The organism is Aliiroseovarius halocynthiae (genome assembly GCF_007004645.1).
GTDB lineage: Bacteria > Pseudomonadota > Alphaproteobacteria > Rhodobacterales > Rhodobacteraceae > Aliiroseovarius > Aliiroseovarius halocynthiae.
In genome coordinates this window covers 1,328,424-1,344,128 of sequence record NZ_ML660019.1, presented here as the reverse complement: position 1 = coordinate 1,344,128, position 15,705 = coordinate 1,328,424, and the positions used below count along the sequence as shown (strand labels likewise).

Genomic DNA, 15,705 nt, shown 5'->3' with positions numbered 1-15,705 from the left:
TCCGCTATGAAGACGATCCTGAAAATTGCAGCGCTTTCATTGCTTCTGGGCTGTTCCGGCGCACCGGATCTGTCTGATGAAACCTTGTCAGATCGCGAGCTGAACCTTGAAGAATTCTTCGAAGGCCGCACGGTCGCACGTGGTCAGTTTCAAGATCTGTTCGGGACGGTCAAACGGCGCTTCGATGTTGAAATTGCAGGCTCGTGGGATGGTCGCACCCTAACATTGGTCGAAGACTTCACTTATTCCGACGGCGGCACCGAGCAGCGGACATGGACCTTGCGAAAAACCGGAGAGGATAGCTGGGTCGGCACTGCACCGGGCGTGCAGGGGCAAGCCACCGGGACCGAAAAGGGCGATACCTTCAATTGGACCTATCAAATTGACCTTCCAGGGCGCGATGGTAGCACCATGCGTGTCGATTTTGACGATTGGATGTGGCTTCTGTCGGATGATCGTTTGCTAAATCGCGCCTATGTATCGCGTTTTGGAGTGCCTCTTGGGGAAGCCATAATTCTCTTTGAGAAAAAGCGATAAGGTCGGGACGGGATCGTGCGGGTATTGGGTCGCTTTCGTCATGTAATTCAGCCTGATCTGCATGTCCTTGCAAACACGACGTTTCGCACTTTGACAAGTGGTTTGCGACCCCTTATCCACGTTGGTACTGGGATGTCTGAAGAAAGATAGAATTATGGCATTTATTGAGGGGTGGGGCAGCGTTGCCGGTGCACCTGCGTTTAAGACTCTCAAGGGATTGGCCAACAGCAGCGGATTGGCTATTTTCCTTGCAATTTCAGGGGGGGCTGCCACCACCCCGACACCTGCACAAGCACAGGTTTATTCGTTTAGTCGCGTCGAGATCGAAGGGACACAGCGGATCGAAGCTGCGACCATCCTATCCTATTTGGGAATCGCCCAAGGTGAAACAGTTGGCGCCGCACAGCTGAACGACGGATACCAACGTCTTGTGGGGTCAGGCCTCTTCGAGGATGTACAGGTCGTTCCGCGTGGAAACACGCTTGTCGTGAAGGTGCGCGAATATCCGACCATCAACGTTGTCTCGGTCGAAGGTAACCGCAAGGTGAAGGACAGCGTCTTTCTTCCTTTGTTGAAATCACAGTCGCGCCGTGTTTTTAGCCCTGCTGCGGCAGAGCAGGACGTTCAGACCATTGTGGAGGTGTACCAAGCGCAGGGCCGTTTAGCTGCGCGTGTGACGCCTCGGATCATCCGCCGTGCGAATAATCGTGTGGACCTTGTGTTCGAGGTGATCGAGGGCAAGAACACCGAAGTCGAGCGTCTTTCTTTTGTTGGCAACCGGAAGTTCTCGGATAGCCGTCTGCGCCGGGTGCTTGCGACCAAGCAGGCAGGTATTCTGCGTGCGCTGGTTCAGAAAGACTCATACGTTCCGGACCGGATCGAGTTTGATAAACGAGTCCTGAAAGACTTTTATCAGTCGCGCGGATATGTGGATTTCAAAACTACGGGTGTGACCAGCGAATTCTCGCGCGAACGCGACGCTTTTTTCATCACGTTCCAAGTCGAGGAAGGGATTCAGTACCGTTTCGGCGATATCACTGTTGTGTCCGAGGTCAACGGCGTCGACGCTGCCGAATTCGAGGCTATCCAAAATATTAGGTCTGGTAATGTGTTCAGCCCGGCCCAGTTGGACAATGTCGTTGCCCGAATGGAGCGACTGGCCATCCGCAACGGGCTGGACTTTCTGCGTGTTGAACCGCGTGTAACGCGTGATGAACGCAATCAACTTTTGAATGTCGAGCTGGTTCTGACCCGTGGTCCGCGCATCATCGTCGAGCGCATCGACATCGAGGGCAACGCGACCACCTTGGATCGCGTCGTGCGCGATCAGTTCCGTGTGGTCGAGGGCGATCCCTTCAACCCGCGTGAGATTCGGGAAGCAACCGAACGTGTACGTGCGCTTGGGTTCTTTGCCGATGCTCAGGTCGAAGCACGCCCCGGGTCGGCACCAGACCAAGTTGTCATTGACGTTGATGTCGAAGAGGCACCTACAGGCTCGCTTGGCATTGGTGCTGTTTATAGCCTGGAAAGCGGGATTGGTTTCAATATCGCCTTCACGGAACGGAATTTTCTTGGACGTGGTCAATTTTTATCAGCGAGCTTCCAGCGTGGGTCTGACAACCTGAATTTCTCGTTCCGGTTTGCGGAACCAGCCTTTCTCGGTCGCGACTTGGAATTTGGCTTCGAGACGTTCTATCAATCTACAAATCAGGCATCAGCAAGGTACAACACGCGTTCGCTTGCATTCCGCCCATCACTGGCCTTTCCGATCAGTGAATACTCTCGGCTTGGGGTCCGTGTATACGCCGATGGAACAGAGATCACGGGCGTAAGCGCTGACAGCTCGCAACTGTTGAAAGACGACGCCGCACGCGGACGTCAGATTGGCGGCGGGCTAGGGCTGTCTTACAGTTATGATACGCGGCGCACTGGGCTGGATCCGAGCCGCGGTTTCTTGTTTAAATTGGACGGGGATATCGGCGGTATCGGATCGGACTATCAATATGCGCGCGCAACCGCGTTGGCTCAGGCGCAAACCAAGGTCTGGAATGATCAGGTGACCCTGCTAGCAACGGTCGAAGGTGGCCTGCTTCACAGCTTGAACGGAGCCAGCTCTCGTGTGACCGACCGTTTCCGTCTCGGTCCATCTAAACTGCGTGGTTTCTCAACCAATGGACTTGGTCCGCGGGATCTGAATGCCGTTAACCAGGACACGCTGGGCGGCAATATGTTCGCTGTTGCACGGCTTGAAGCGCAATTCCCGTTGGGCTTGCCTGAAGAATACGGCATTACGGGCGGTCTGTTTGCGGATGCTGGTACGCTCTGGGGGCTGGATGACACGCTGGGCGGTACGATTGACGACAGTGCACATCTGCGCTCGTCAATTGGTGCGTCGATTTTCTGGGACACGCCAATTGGCCCATTGCGGTTCAATTACTCCAAGGTTCTGGCTAAGGAAAGCTATGACGCAGAGAACAACTTCGAACTCACAATCTCGGCTCAGTTCTGATCGAAAGGTGTTTCGGGCCAGCCGGAGCACCTCTTTCAGTCATCCGCTCTTCGCTGTTGCCTTTATGCTTGTGAGTTGCGCATTTTTGCTGCCCCAAGGGGCCGTGGCGCAGCAGTCTGAGACGCAGCCAGTATCGCAGATCGTGACGATCGACCGCCAAAGCCTGTTCAATCTGACCTCTTATGGCAAGCGCGTATTGGCTTCGGTTAAGGCCGAGCGAGAGCGTTTGATAAATGAAACACGCAGCGCCGAGATAGCACTGGAACAGGAGGAGCGCGCGTTGACTGATCAACGTGCAAAACTGGACCCTCAGTCTTTTCGTGTTCTCGCAGATGCTTTTGACAGTAAAGTCAGTGAGTTGCGGCGCGAAGCTGAAGTGAGAGAGCAAGGTTTCGTAAAGACGCTCGAGAGCGAACAGTCTGCGTTTTTTGAAAGGATCGGTCCGATCCTAGGCGAGCTTGTTCGGGAACTTGGTGCGGTGGTGATCCTTGATCGTCGGGCGATTTTGTTGTCGACCAGCAACATTGATATAACGGAATTGGCGGTGCAGCGGATTAACGACCGATTGGGCGATGGATCAGAAGAAACGGCCGTACCCAACCCGGACCCCGAGGGAGCGCCCGCACCCAATCAGCCAGCCCAATCAGAGCCAGAACCCTCCGACGCGAACTGAATCCGATTGTTTCGCAGGGGCGGGGCTGGTAATCACTGTCGTCAGATAAACGGCGTGCCAAGCGCCTGGACAAAAGGAATGAAACTTATGGTCGACGTGCCTAGCATTGCTGATATTCAGCTTATTCAGGAATGTATCCCTCATCGCTATCCCTTCCTGCTGGTCGACCGGGTTGAAGACATCCGTAAAGGCGAGTTCGCGCGTGGTATCAAGATGGTCACCATGAACGAACCGCATTTTCAGGGCCATTTCCCAGGGCTGCCGATTATGCCGGGCGTGACGATCATTGAGGCAATGGCGCAGACATCCGCGGTGATGGTCTCGCTTTCGCTGGATCTGGTTGGCTCGGGCGCTGTGGTGTACTTCATGGGCATTGATACCGCGAAGTTCCGCCGCAAAGTAGTTCCGGGCGACAAGCTGGAACTGGAAGTCACCACCGTGCGCGGCGGGGCGAAGGTCTGGAAGTTTGACGGCGTTGCCAAGGTTGATGGCGAAGTCGCCTGTACTGCGACCTTTATGGCGATGATCGACGTCACTGCCGGAAAGGGCTGATCATGGGGATCGATCCCTCGGCCAAAGTACATGCAAGTGCCATCGTAGAAGACGGCGCGACGATCGGAGCAAATTGCACTGTTGGGCCGTTTTGCACCATCGGCACGCAGGTCAAACTGGGTACAGGCGTTGAATTGAAATCGCATGTTGTTGTCACGGGTGACACCGAGATCGGCGACGAGACAGTGGTCTTTCCGTTCTCTGTCATTGGCGAGATCCCTCAGGATCTGAAGTTCGCGGGCGAAAACACCAAGCTGATCATCGGTAAACGCAACCGCATCCGCGAGCACGTTACGATGAACACGGGCACGGCCGGTGGGGGGAATGTCACCCGCGTCGGAGATGACGGGTTATTCATGGCGGGCTGCCATGTAGCCCATGACGCGCAAATCGGGAACAACGTGATTTTGGTGAACAACGTGGCCGTTGCAGGCCATGTGGTGATTGAAGATGACGTCATCGTCGGCGGCTTGTCGGGCCTGCATCAATGGGTGCGGATCGGGCGCGGGGCCATCATCGGCGCTTTGTCCATGGTCACTGCGGATGTTCTGCCGCATGCCTTGGTGCAGGGACCGCGCGGTGAGCTGGATGGACTGAACCTCGTCGGCCTGAAACGCCGCGGCGTGGCGCGGGCGGATATCACCGCGTTGCGGGCAGCTTTCTTGATGCTGAAGCAGGGCGAAGGCTCGTTCCAAGAGCGCGCGGCGCGTTTGGCTGAAGAAAGCGACAGCGAATATGTCCGTGAAATGGTTGCGTTCATCACTGGGGACAGCGACCGCGGTTTCCTGACGCCCAAATAGCCTGTCATGTCGGATCGTCTTGCCATCATCGCCGGAGCCGGGGATCTGCCGCAGCAAGTTGCTAAGGCAAATCCCACTGCACTTTTCGTATCAATCAAAGGCGTTGACGTTTCGGTTCCAGATGGGGCCGAGCACATCGCCGCCAGTTACGAAAAGCTGGGCGCGTTGTTCAAAGCGATGCGCGGGGCAGGGGTCTCGCGCGTTGTTTTTGCAGGAAAGGTTGACCGACCAAAGCTTAACCCCCTGAGGATGGACCGTGTAACCATGGGGCTGTTCCCGCGGGTGAAAGCTGTTCTGGGCAAGGGCGATGATGCGTTACTACGTTTGGTGGCAGAGGTTTTTGAGGAACAAGGGTTTACTGTCGTTGCTGCCACCGAAGTGACCGCCGCGCTGGCCATCGAGGCCAGTCACGCCGGTCGCGCGACCAGCGCGCAGGATCGCGAAGATGCGGATCGTGGCTGGCAGCTACTGGATGTACTGGCTGATCAGGATGTGGCACAGGGCGTTGTTTTTGCGGGCGGGCAGTGTTTGGGCATCGAAAGCATTCAGGGTACGGATGCTCTTTTGGCATTTGCAGGTCAGGCCTCCACTAACCTAAAGCGAGGCGCACGCGGTGTCTTTGTGAAGCGCCCTAAAACCGGACAGGATGGGCGTATGGATATTCCCACCATAGGTGCCAACACGGTACGCGGTGTCGCCGCCGCCGGGCTGGGCGGCATTGTCATTGAAGAAGGTGTGATTGTGCTGGATCGCGCTGCAGTCGCTCAGCTTTTAGACCAGTATGACTTGTTCCTTGAAGTTCGGAAGGGGACGTCATGAAGGTTTTTTTGATTGCGGGCGAACCTTCGGGCGACCGGCTGGGCGCGGCCCTGATGGCGGGGCTGAAAACGCTGCATCCTGATATCGAGTTTCTGGGTGTTGGTGGGGTTGCGATGGCGGCCGAGGGATTGAGCTCGCGCTTTCCTATGTCCGAACTGTCGGTCATGGGCATTGCCGAGGTCGCTCCGAAATACTCCCATTTGAAACGCCGGATCCGCGAGACGGCAGAGGCCGTGATCAAGGCCAACCCGGACGTGCTGATCACCATCGACAGCCCGGATTTTTGCTTGCGTGTGGCGCGGATCGTTAAGGAAGAAGAGATCGAGGGTCAGACCTTTGGTCGCGACATTCCGATCGTACATTATGTAGCACCATCGGTCTGGGCATGGCGACCCAAACGCGCAACCAAGATGGCACGTTGGGTTGACCATGTTCTGGCGCTGTTGCCATTCGAGCCGCCATACATGCAGTCGGCGGGCATGGGATGTGATTTCGTTGGGCATCCTGTGGTGGCCGAGACGCAGGCGGATGACGCAGCGGCTCAGACCTTCCGCGAAGCGCATGGCATCGGTGACGCGCCGCTGCTTTTGGTTCTGCCCGGCTCGCGCAAGGGCGAAGTCTTGCGACTGGCCGAACGGTTTGGCGAGGTGATTGCACATGCAAAACGGGCCAAGCCCGATTTGCAGGTGGTGTTGCCCATGGCGCAAGGGGTCGAGGGCCTTGTCCGCGAAGAGGTTGCTAAATGGTCTGTCGCCCCGATTCTGATCCCGGCATCCGCGCCGGACGACAAGACGGCCGCGTTCAAAGCGGCGGATGTGGCGCTGGCGGCTTCGGGTACGGTGTCGTTGGAGCTGGCAGCCGCGCATACGCCGATGGTCATCGCCTATGACATGAACTGGCTTAGTCGGTTCCTGATCGGACGGATGCTGAAGATCGACACGGTGACGCTGGTCAATCTGGTGTCCGATACCCGCGCAATCCCGGAATTTCTGGGCGCGGATTGCACGCCCGACCGCATCACGCCTGCGCTTCTGTCCGTTCTCGACGCGCCAGAGGTGCAGAACGAGGCAATGCGGATCACCATGGAACGTTTGGGGCGGGGCGGCGAAGCCCCTGGGCTGCGGGCCGCCCGTGCCGTGCTTCATGTGGTTGAAGACAGCGCTCAGGCGACTGCGTCGCGCGGGTAAGCTTTCAGCAGCGGAACCACCAGAAGGCACAGGAATAGCGTGTTGCCCAGCAGGTTCCACGGTGCGCCTGCGATCACGGACCCGACGCCATCGACGGTAAACCATGTCAGATAGCCAGACAACGCCACGCGACGTACACTTTCTGGCGCGCGATCCGCGATGTCTCCGCTCAGCAGTAAAACCGTGACGCCCCAACCGGAAGTGATCCCGCCGATAACGGCCGTCAGCAGCTTTGAGGCCGAACTGTCTGTGATCTGAAGCCCGTCCAACGGCCAGAATACCATATCGACCGCGAAGTTTAGCACGCCGCTGACTGGCGGAAAGAGCGATAGACTCATCAAACCACCAAAGGCGATGACCCAATAAGCGCCAAAACGCAGGCGGGTGTTTACGGTCCAATCTGTCATGCGAAAGCTCCTGTTATGTGCAGGGCCAGGCTGATCCGCCCAGTGATGCAAAGCAATTACCTGTAAGGTAAGTGAATTCACCATAAGCCTGCACTAGGGTGGCCACATGGATAAGTTTTCACAAAGCCTGCGTCATTGGCGCGGATTACGACGCTATAGCCAATTGGCGCTGGCAAGCGAGGCGGGCGTATCGGCGCGCCACCTGTCGTTTCTTGAAAGCGAACGTGCGCGGCCAAGCCGGGACATGGTGATTTCGCTCTGCGATGCGCTGAGCATCCCAAATGCGGATCGAAACCGCATGCTGGAAGCCGCGGGTTTTGCTGCGATTTATCCTGTGTCTGCGCTGAACAGCGCGGAAATCGCGCCCGCTCGTGAGGGGTTAGTACGGGTTCTGGAGCGGCATGATCCCTTTCCGGGTATTCTGTTGGATCGTGAGTGGCGACTTCTGCGCTTCAACGCCATGGCAAAGCGTCTCTTTTCCCTCAGCGGTCTGTCCGAGGGTGATAGCACACTGCGTCTGCTTGAGACGCCCGGGTTGATGGCGTCGATGATCGAAAACTGGCCCGAGGTTGGGCATCATATGCTGCTGCGACTTAAGGCCGAAAGCCGGGCAGCAGGCGGCATTTCCAGTCTTGATCACGCGATCCGCCTGTTGGAACGCGATCCCGATGTCCAGCGTTATACACCAAAGGGGCCCGTGTCCCCGGTGCTTCCCACCATTTATCGTGTGGGTGATGTACGTCTCAGCCTGTTTTCGACCTATCTGCAAATCGGCGGGGCCGAGGATCTGTCGCTGACGGATCTGAAAGTGGAACTGATGATGCCTGCAGATGAAGCCAGCCGTAACTGGCTTGAGGCTGCGGCATCATCCGCGTGATCGTGCGTTAGGTGCCGTTTCTTACTGTGCGCCGCGCCAGATCCAGCCACCACCGAAGATGCGCGGACCGTCCATATCGTAGAACACGCAGGCCTGACCAGGACTGACACCTTCTTCAGGGGTCAGCAGTTCGACTTCAGCCTCGGTGTCCGAAATCGGGCGGATGATCGCCTCGCGCGGGGGGCGGGTCGATCGGATTTTTACGCCCATGTGCCATTCGGCACGTGACGTGAACGGCTCATCCCCCAGCCAGTTGATCTCGCGTACGGGAACGACGCGGGTGGCCAGCATCTCTTTCGGGCCGACAACGACATGCTTGTTGTCCACGTCCAGTTTCACCACGTAAAGCGGCTCGGACAGTCCGCCGATGCCAAGCCCCCGACGTTGCCCGATCGTATAGTGGATGACGCCCTCATGCGTGCCCAGAACCCGACCGTCGGCATGGACGATCTCTCCGGGTTCAGCTGCGCCCGGGCGCAGCTTTTCGATCACGCCAGCATAGTTGCCATCGGGCACAAAGCAGATGTCTTGGCTGTCCGGTTTATCCGCAACCTCAAGCCCATATTTTCTAGCTAATTCACGGGTTTCCGCCTTGGTCTTCAAGTGGCCAAGTGGGAAGCGCAGATAATCAAGCTGCTCGGGCGTGGTCGAGAACAGGAAATAGCTTTGATCGCGCACAGGGTCCGCCGCGCGGTGCAGTTCCGCGCGATGATCGCCCATCGCGCGCTGGATATAGTGTCCGGTCGCCATGCAATCGGCCCCTAAATCACGCGCGGTTTCCAGCAAGTCCTTGAATTTCACACGCTCATTGCACCGAATGCACGGGACAGGGGTCGCGCCGCCCAGATAGCTTTCGGCGAACTCATCGATCACCGCGTCCTGAAAAATGTTTTCATAGTCCAGAACATAATGCGGGAAGCCCATGTCTTCGGCCACGCGGCGGGCATCGTGAATGTCGATCCCCGCACAGCAGGCACCTTTCTTGGCAAGCGCCGCGCCGTGGTCATAGAGTTGCAGCGTGACACCAATCACATCATAGCCTTCTTCAGCCAGTTGTGCCGCCACGACCGAGCTGTCGACCCCACCAGACATGGCAACGACAACCCGCGTGTCTGCAGGGGGCTTGGCAAAACCAAGAGAATTCAGCGCATGCGCCTTTGGTGCGTTAACCGACATAGTGGGATCCTTTGTGAAGCGTAACGAAATATAGGAAAATTCGAACGAACAACAAGAGGGGGCTTCACGGATCATTAAGCCTGGCTGGGCAGAGTTGGCCCTGATCGTAAATGAGGGTTCGTTATGTATCTAAAGAAAATCGAAGGACCGCGCGCCGTGACATTGCCGGACGGCTCGATCATGACGCGTGCGGATTTGCCATCAAAAGACACCCGGCGCTGGGTCGCCAGCAGAAAAGCCTCGGTCGTCAAGGGGATACGGCACGGTCTATTAACGTCCGAGGAAGCCTGCGTAGAATATGCTCTATCTGAGGAAGAACTGGCAGAATGGATGAACGCTGTAGAGAACCATGGGGAATCGGCTTTGAAAGCCACCGCGCTACAAAGATATAGACAACTATAGGTGGAATTCGCTAAAAGTTCTATTAGGGTAACCTGTGATTAACCATTTCACGCAATGTTCTACCCAGGACAGAACCAGATGCGGAGAACCCCACCATGCGAATCCTTCTTGTTGAAGATGATCCGACCACATCGCGCAGCATTGAACTGATGCTGACCCATGCGAACTTGAACGTCTATGCAACTGATTTAGGCGAAGAAGGGATCGATCTGGCAAAGCTTTATGATTACGATTTAATTCTTCTTGATCTCAATCTTCCCGATATGAACGGCCACGAGGTGCTGCGCCAATTGCGCATGGCGCGGATTGACACGCCAATCCTGATCCTGTCGGGTGCTGATGACACTGAAAACAAAATCAAAGGTTTTGGCTTCGGTGCAGACGATTATATGACCAAGCCTTTCCATCGCGAGGAATTGATTGCCCGCATCCACGCGATCATCCGCCGTTCGAAAGGCCATTCACAGTCTGTGATTAAAACCGGGCAGGTGTCGGTCAACCTGGATGCGAAAACCGTGGACGTGGACGGTCGTCCGGTGCATTTGACCGGCAAGGAATACCAGATGCTTGAACTTCTGTCACTGCGCAAGGGAACAACTCTGACGAAAGAGATGTTTCTGAACCACCTTTACGGCGGCATGGATGAACCGGAACTAAAGATCATCGATGTGTTCATTTGCAAGCTGCGTAAAAAGCTGACGAACGCTACGGGTGGTGAAAACCATATCGAAACCGTATGGGGCCGCGGCTATGTGTTGCGCGACCCGGATCCGGTTGAGCTGGATTCACAGATTGCAATCGGTGCCTAAGCGGGCAGGTCCGTAATTTGTCCAGCGATTGGTTGTAAGAAAGGGCGGTTTGACCGCCCTTTTTCATGACGCCCTTGCGGAAGCACATGCAATTCGCGATGCGAGCTGCGCATTGTTCTTAACCAACGCGATATTAGCAGCCAGCGAAGCACCTTCGGTGGCGTGGAAGATGCGATCAAGCAAATAAGGTGTGACGTTCTTTGCGGAAATGCCTTCGGCTTCGGCGGCTGACAGTGCTTCTTCAATGACAGGCATGATGGCATCACGTGGTATTTCGGCGTCGACGGGTATGGGGTTGGCGACCAGCTGTCCGCCCTCAAGCCCCATCTGAGCACGTGTTGCGGCGGCCGCAGCGATGTCTTTCGCGTCATCCATGCGCAAAGGCGCCGCCAGATCCGAACTGCGCGACCAGAAGGCTGGGAATGTGTCCTGCCCATAGGCGATGACAGGCACCCCCAGGGTTTCTAATACTTCCAAGGTCTTAGGTAAGTCCAGAATGGCTTTCGCACCGGCGGCCACCACGGTAACGGGAGTTTTCGACAACTCGCGCAAATCTGCAGAAATATCAAAACTTGTTTCGGCACCGCGATGCACGCCGCCAATTCCGCCTGTTGCAAACACCGAGATCCCAGCCAAATGCGCGGCGATCATCGTGGCGGCAACAGTTGTCGCGCCAGTTCCGCCTGTCGCGATGCAAGCCGCCATGTCCGCGCGTGACAGTTTTGCGACGCCAGTTGCCTGACCCAAAGCATCAAGCTGCGCGTCGTTTAAGCCGATATGCAGGTTGCCATCTAACACGGCGATCGTCGCAGGGGTCGCGCCGTTTTCACGGATGACGGCCTCGACCATGCGCGCGGTTTCAACATTTTGCGGGAATGGCATGCCATGGGTGATGATGGTGCTTTCTAGCGCAACGATAGGAGCACTAGCGGCGCGCGCGGCGGCTACCTCGTCCGAAAAATGCAATTGCAGGGTCATAGGTCTTCTCCTGATACATAGCGCGCAGCGCTTTTCTGAGCGGTTTCAAGGGCATCCTGAGGGAGTTGGCCCTCGATCTCGGCGGCAATATGCGCTGCCATAAATGTGTCGCCCGCCCCGGTGATGCGGCGTACCTGCACCTCGGGGCAGGGCGCTTGGATCACACCACGCAGGTGATGTCCATCGGCTGCTGCGTCACTGCCATCAGTGACCAAAACGCGGTGCGCGCCCGCTGCAATCAGCCCCTCGGCGGCCTGCGCGGCCGTGTCAAAGAGCGTATCGGTGAGATAGCCAGCTTCCTCGCGGTTCACATAAAGTGTTGCGCCTTTGTGATGCATCAAAGGGGCTAGCCTGCGTGCTTTGCCCGGGCTTGCCGGGGCCACGCGCAGATCTGCTTGAGCAAAGCTTGCACGCGTGCAGATGTCCTGCAAAAGGTCCTGCGTCAGGTTTCCGTCCAGTGCAATCACATGTTGGTAGGGGGCCTTTGAACTTCCCAAACGCCCATCTTCGAGCGGTGCAAGAATGGCATCACCTGCGGCTTCAAGCGTATGCGCGTCTGCAACCGCCGCGGTCAGGCCCGAAGGCCCCTCGATCGCCATATAGCGGTCGGTTGGCAGTCCCGACGAGCGATGAACAAACGTGGTCACCATGCCGCGCGCTGTGCAGTCTGCCAACAGCTCGTCACCCTCGGCGTCCTGCCCAACGGCCGTCAAAAGTGCAGATCGCAATCCGAAGCGATGAAGCGTCATCGCGATATTCATCGCGACGCCACCAGGCAGACGGGTGATGCGTCCAGGCTCGTCCGAGCCAAGATGCATTTGGTGAGGTGTGCGCCCGATCACATCCCAAAGAACCGAGCCAATGCAAAGAATATCCTGTGTCATTCGTGATTATGTGCCGTGATTTCCAAGGAAGAACAAGTCAAGACACGCAGCAACCGTTTAGGGCTTGCGCGGCGTAAGCACTGCCTGTATACGCGCGCTCACAAACCACAGGTGCTGTGCGGGCCTATGGGGGAGACATCCCCATCGTGTCCACCGGTTGAAGGGAAACCTTCGAAACGCAGCGCCGAGGATGAAACCGGAAAGGATATAGAAATGGCATTGCCTGATTTCTCGCTGCGCCAGCTGCTCGAAGCTGGTGTTCACTTTGGTCACCAGACCCAACGTTGGAACCCCCGTATGGCTCCGTTCATCTATGGTGAACGCAATGGGATCCACATTTTTGACCTGACCCAGACCCTGCCGATGTTGGACGCCGCTTTGAACGCCGTTCGCGAAACCGTTGCTAAAGGCGGCCGCGTTCTGTTCGTTGGTACCAAGCGTCAGGCTGCTGGCCCGATCGCTGATGCGGCTGAAAAGTCGGCTCAGTACTATATGAACCACCGCTGGCTGGGCGGCACGCTGACCAACTGGCAGACCGTGTCGAAGTCGATCAACCGCCTGAAAGAGGTGGACGAGAAACTGGCATCTGGCGCTGAAGGCCTGACCAAGAAAGAGCGTCTGGGCATGGAACGTGACCAGCAGAAACTGCAAGCCTCGCTGGGCGGGATCCGCGAAATGGGCGGCGTTCCTGATCTGCTGTTCGTCATCGACGTGAAGAAAGAAAGCCTGGCCATCGCAGAAGCCAACAAACTGGGTATCCCGGTTGTTGCTGTTGTCGACACCAACTGCCCGCCGGAAGGCGTGGACTATATGATCCCGGGCAACGATGATGCCGCACGCGCTATCGCGCTGTACACCGACCTGGCAGCCCGTGCTGCTCTGGACGGCATGTCGGCTCAGATGGGCGCGGCTGGTTTCGATCTGGGTGAGATGGAAGAAGCTCCCGTCGAAGAAGCCGTAGCTGAAGAAGCTGCTCCGGCAGAATAAGACAGACCGCGTGCGCGGGGCAGGGGACTGGCCCGCGCAACTGTCACTGAATTGATACCCGGCGGGTTTATTACCCGGCCGGAGACCCCAAGGAGTAGAGACATGGCAATCACCGCTGCACTCGTAAAAGAACTGCGTGAATCCACTGGCGTTGGCATGATGGACGCGAAAAAAGCCCTGGTCGAGAACGATGGCGACATGGAAGCCGCTCAGGACTGGCTGCGCACCAAAGGCTTGGCGAAAGCTGCCAAGAAAGCTGGCCGTACAGCCGCTGAAGGTCTGGTTGCGGTCGCCGTTGCTGGCGGCAAAGGCGTCGCTGTCGAGGTGAACTCGGAAACTGACTTTGTTGCGAAGAACGCTGAATTCCAAGACATGGTTTCGGGCATTGCATCCGCTGCTTTGAACGCGGCTGACGTTGATGCGCTGAACGCTGCTGACATGGGCGGCAAATCGGTTGCTGAAACCATCACGGACAAGATCGCCACCATCGGTGAAAACATGTCGCTGCGTCGCATGGCATCGGTAGAAGCTGAAAACGTCGTGACCTATGTGCACAACGCTGTCACAGACGGCATGGGCAAGATCGGCGTTTTGGTTGCCATGAACGGTGGCGACGAAGCATTCGGCCGTCAGGTTGCTATGCACATCGCTGCTGCTAACCCGCAGGCTTTGAACGAAGCAGCTCTGGATCCGGCCATTGTCGAGAAAGAGCGTCAGGTTCTGACCGATCAAGCACGTGAAAGCGGCAAGCCCGAAAACATCATCGAGAACATGATCAAGGGCCGTATGAAGAAGTTCCTGGCAGAAGTAACTCTGCTGGGCCAAGACTTCGTCATCAACCCCGATCTGACCGTTGAAGCTGCTGCCAAAGAAGCAGGTGCCGAAATCGTCGGCTATGTGCGTATGGAAGTTGGCGACGGTATCGAGAAAGAAGAAGTCGATTTTGCAGCTGAAGTTGCTGCTGCTGTTAAGGGCTAATTCTGATAGGGTAGGGCGCGTGCTCGCCTTCGCGTATACGAAAGGCCGATTGTCATGATCGGCCTTTTTTATGGCGAAATATAAGTTCTATGTGATCTCAGCGCATAAAAAAGCGCTGACTCATGTCAGCGCGTCAACTGCCTTCTGGAACCGGTGCGCTGGTGCCTTTGGGACAAATATTCCATCGACACCAGCTCCGTGTTACCGGAAGAATGAAACGTATTCTGAAATCGCAGTCCGTTCACCCCAAAATGTCCCAAGGCCAAAGCCACCACTCACGGAACACATTAAGGATGCATGATTCGGCAGGGTTTTGGAAGTACGGGAATCCCTACTGTTGTGGCAAAGTTTTCCACAATATCGCACATGCGCTGCTATTGTGCTCTAAACACTCACCAAATCTCTGATCGTATCGTTTTGGTTATGTATCGTCAGGTGTGAATATCTGATTGAGAAATGACACTTTTAGGACAGCTTGAGCGGACGTATCAACCCCAAGTTTGTCCCGCGCGATTCTCAGGTGCTTCTCTACGGTCGCCGGCGTTACACCCAGAATGGTGGCAATGTCCTGATTGGTTTTGCCATCACCAACCCATTCAAGTACCTCGCGTTGACGCTTAGACAGTCGTGCACGTTCGGTGCTTAGCGGAAGTGAGATAATTTTCAGGTGTGTGACATTGTTCATCGCCTCAATCTCATTGCCATGCTCTTGCCAAATGGCGTCAACATCGTCTTGGCTGAGACCGCGTTTCGCCGTGAGCGCGATTACGCCTTTGGACCGACGCGAAGTTTCCTGAAAGGAAAGGGTGTAACCGGCTGTGACCTCCATCTTGCGGTTAAGCTCCATCACCTTTCGATTACTCTCGTTCATCATACCTAGGTTGTCACGAATCCACGACCAGCTGCACGCGCCGGTATTTTCGGCAGCCCACAACAACATTGGGCTCGAGCGGTAAAGCTCAAGACCATAGTAGTGTTCCATATATTCTGGATCATGGGACGACAGTGTCATTACATCTTCACGCGGTCCGATAGAGTTCGATGTCATGAAATGCGTGAAGCCATAGATCAGGCGATCGAAACCGAAACTCTCCATCTTCTCGCAATGGACGTCCCAGATATCGTCCATG

Annotated in this window: 17 protein-coding genes; 12 read left to right on the top strand and 5 right to left on the bottom strand. The window is 56.4% G+C overall.

The features are described from left to right. Positions 1-6 precede the first annotated feature (6 nt). The 7 genes from FIL88_RS06685 (at position 7) to lpxB (ending at position 7,077) form a co-directional block, all read left to right on the top strand. Entirely contained in the window at positions 7-537 is a 531-nt protein-coding gene (locus FIL88_RS06685; RefSeq protein ID WP_142852991.1) for a DUF3833 domain-containing protein, read from the top strand. 154 nt (positions 538-691) lie between these two features. After that, positions 692-3,046, top strand: coding sequence for an outer membrane protein assembly factor BamA (bamA, locus tag FIL88_RS06680; protein WP_142852990.1), 2,355 nt, complete (start codon positions 692-694; stop codon positions 3,044-3,046). Continuing rightward, entirely contained in the window at positions 3,000-3,719 is a 720-nt protein-coding gene (locus FIL88_RS06675; protein WP_142852989.1) for an OmpH/Skp family outer membrane protein, read from the top strand. Before bamA ends, FIL88_RS06675 begins: the two co-directional genes overlap by 47 nt. Positions 3,720-3,806: 87 nt before the next feature. Then, complete coding sequence (fabZ, locus tag FIL88_RS06670) at positions 3,807-4,271, top strand: 3-hydroxyacyl-ACP dehydratase FabZ (RefSeq protein ID WP_142853479.1); 465 nt, start codon at positions 3,807-3,809, stop codon at positions 4,269-4,271. A gap of 2 nt (positions 4,272-4,273) precedes the next feature. Further along, positions 4,274-5,071: an acyl-ACP--UDP-N-acetylglucosamine O-acyltransferase gene (gene lpxA, locus FIL88_RS06665; protein WP_142852988.1), complete on the top strand. Its 798-nt coding sequence runs from the start codon at positions 4,274-4,276 to the stop codon at positions 5,069-5,071. A 6-nt stretch (positions 5,072-5,077) separates the two neighbouring features. Next, positions 5,078-5,890, top strand: coding sequence for an LpxI family protein (locus tag FIL88_RS06660; RefSeq protein ID WP_142852987.1), 813 nt, complete (start codon positions 5,078-5,080; stop codon positions 5,888-5,890). Beyond that, complete coding sequence (lpxB, locus tag FIL88_RS06655) at positions 5,887-7,077, top strand: lipid-A-disaccharide synthase (protein WP_142852986.1); 1,191 nt, start codon at positions 5,887-5,889, stop codon at positions 7,075-7,077. Before FIL88_RS06660 ends, lpxB begins: the two co-directional genes overlap by 4 nt. On the opposite strand, the gene FIL88_RS06650 is transcribed toward lpxB, so the two are convergent. Further along, positions 7,053-7,484, bottom strand: coding sequence for a hypothetical protein (locus tag FIL88_RS06650; RefSeq protein WP_142852985.1), 432 nt, complete (start codon positions 7,482-7,484; stop codon positions 7,053-7,055). The two genes, lpxB and FIL88_RS06650, sit on opposite strands and share 25 nt — an antisense overlap. A 106-nt stretch (positions 7,485-7,590) precedes the next feature. Here FIL88_RS06650 and FIL88_RS06645 point away from each other — a divergent pair, with 106 nt between their 5' ends. Continuing rightward, entirely contained in the window at positions 7,591-8,361 is a 771-nt protein-coding gene (locus FIL88_RS06645) for a helix-turn-helix domain-containing protein (protein WP_142852984.1), read from the top strand. A gap of 21 nt (positions 8,362-8,382) precedes the next feature. Here the strand turns inward: FIL88_RS06645 and mnmA are convergent, their stop codons facing one another. After that, positions 8,383-9,537, bottom strand: coding sequence for a tRNA 2-thiouridine(34) synthase MnmA (mnmA, locus tag FIL88_RS06640; protein ID WP_142852983.1), 1,155 nt, complete (start codon positions 9,535-9,537; stop codon positions 8,383-8,385). Positions 9,538-9,660: 123 nt separating this feature from the next. On the opposite strand from mnmA, the gene sciP reads away from it, so the two are divergent. Both sciP and ctrA read left to right on the top strand, forming a co-directional pair. Then, positions 9,661-9,939 carry a CtrA inhibitor SciP gene (gene sciP, locus FIL88_RS06635; protein ID WP_142852982.1) on the top strand — a complete coding sequence of 93 codons (279 nt, stop codon included), beginning with the start codon at positions 9,661-9,663 and terminating at the stop codon, positions 9,937-9,939. Between the two features lie 95 nt (positions 9,940-10,034). Next, positions 10,035-10,748 carry a response regulator transcription factor CtrA gene (gene ctrA / locus FIL88_RS06630; RefSeq protein ID WP_142852981.1) on the top strand — a complete coding sequence of 238 codons (714 nt, stop codon included), beginning with the start codon at positions 10,035-10,037 and terminating at the stop codon, positions 10,746-10,748. A gap of 63 nt (positions 10,749-10,811) precedes the next feature. Here ctrA and FIL88_RS06625 read toward each other — a convergent pair whose 3' ends face one another. Further along, on the bottom strand, positions 10,812-11,726 hold the full coding sequence (locus tag FIL88_RS06625; RefSeq protein ID WP_142852980.1) for a pseudouridine-5'-phosphate glycosidase: 915 nt from the start codon (positions 11,724-11,726) through the stop codon (positions 10,812-10,814). After that, a complete protein-coding gene (locus tag FIL88_RS06620; RefSeq protein WP_142852979.1) occupies positions 11,723-12,610 on the bottom strand; it encodes a PfkB family carbohydrate kinase in 888 nt (295 codons plus the stop codon). Before FIL88_RS06620 ends, FIL88_RS06625 begins: the two co-directional genes overlap by 4 nt. A gap of 213 nt (positions 12,611-12,823) precedes the next feature. Here FIL88_RS06620 and rpsB point away from each other — a divergent pair, with 213 nt between their 5' ends. Next, the gene (gene rpsB, locus FIL88_RS06615) at positions 12,824-13,597 is read left to right on the top strand and encodes a 30S ribosomal protein S2 (RefSeq protein WP_142852978.1); all 774 of its coding nucleotides are present in this window, start codon (positions 12,824-12,826) and stop codon (positions 13,595-13,597) included. Positions 13,598-13,699: 102 nt separating this feature from the next. Then, positions 13,700-14,575, top strand: coding sequence for a translation elongation factor Ts (tsf, locus tag FIL88_RS06610; protein ID WP_142852977.1), 876 nt, complete (start codon positions 13,700-13,702; stop codon positions 14,573-14,575). 421 nt (positions 14,576-14,996) lie between these two features. On the opposite strand, the gene FIL88_RS06605 is transcribed toward tsf, so the two are convergent. After that, positions 14,997-15,704, bottom strand: a complete 708-nt coding sequence (locus tag FIL88_RS06605) for a helix-turn-helix transcriptional regulator (RefSeq protein ID WP_246066629.1) — start codon at positions 15,702-15,704, stop codon at positions 14,997-14,999. Between the last annotated feature and the right edge of the window lies 1 nt (position 15,705).

Coding starts and splice junctions, on each gene's coding strand:
- rpsB (WP_142852978.1), top strand. CDS start 12,824: ATGGCATTGCCTGATTTCTCGCTGCGCCAGCTGCTCGAAGCTGGTGTT.
- FIL88_RS06620 (WP_142852979.1), bottom strand. CDS start 12,610: ATGACACAGGATATTCTTTGCATTGGCTCGGTTCTTTGGGATGTGATC.
- fabZ (WP_142853479.1), top strand. CDS start 3,807: ATGGTCGACGTGCCTAGCATTGCTGATATTCAGCTTATTCAGGAATGT.
- bamA (WP_142852990.1), top strand. CDS start 692: ATGGCATTTATTGAGGGGTGGGGCAGCGTTGCCGGTGCACCTGCGTTT.
- mnmA (WP_142852983.1), bottom strand. CDS start 9,537: ATGTCGGTTAACGCACCAAAGGCGCATGCGCTGAATTCTCTTGGTTTT.
- FIL88_RS06675 (WP_142852989.1), top strand. CDS start 3,000: ATGACGCAGAGAACAACTTCGAACTCACAATCTCGGCTCAGTTCTGAT.
- FIL88_RS06650 (WP_142852985.1), bottom strand. CDS start 7,484: ATGACAGATTGGACCGTAAACACCCGCCTGCGTTTTGGCGCTTATTGG.
- sciP (WP_142852982.1), top strand. CDS start 9,661: ATGTATCTAAAGAAAATCGAAGGACCGCGCGCCGTGACATTGCCGGAC.
- lpxA (WP_142852988.1), top strand. CDS start 4,274: ATGGGGATCGATCCCTCGGCCAAAGTACATGCAAGTGCCATCGTAGAA.
- lpxB (WP_142852986.1), top strand. CDS start 5,887: ATGAAGGTTTTTTTGATTGCGGGCGAACCTTCGGGCGACCGGCTGGGC.
- FIL88_RS06625 (WP_142852980.1), bottom strand. CDS start 11,726: ATGACCCTGCAATTGCATTTTTCGGACGAGGTAGCCGCCGCGCGCGCC.
- FIL88_RS06685 (WP_142852991.1), top strand. CDS start 7: ATGAAGACGATCCTGAAAATTGCAGCGCTTTCATTGCTTCTGGGCTGT.
- ctrA (WP_142852981.1), top strand. CDS start 10,035: ATGCGAATCCTTCTTGTTGAAGATGATCCGACCACATCGCGCAGCATT.
- FIL88_RS06645 (WP_142852984.1), top strand. CDS start 7,591: ATGGATAAGTTTTCACAAAGCCTGCGTCATTGGCGCGGATTACGACGC.
- FIL88_RS06605 (WP_246066629.1), bottom strand. CDS start 15,704: ATGGACGATATCTGGGACGTCCATTGCGAGAAGATGGAGAGTTTCGGT.
- tsf (WP_142852977.1), top strand. CDS start 13,700: ATGGCAATCACCGCTGCACTCGTAAAAGAACTGCGTGAATCCACTGGC.
- FIL88_RS06660 (WP_142852987.1), top strand. CDS start 5,078: ATGTCGGATCGTCTTGCCATCATCGCCGGAGCCGGGGATCTGCCGCAG.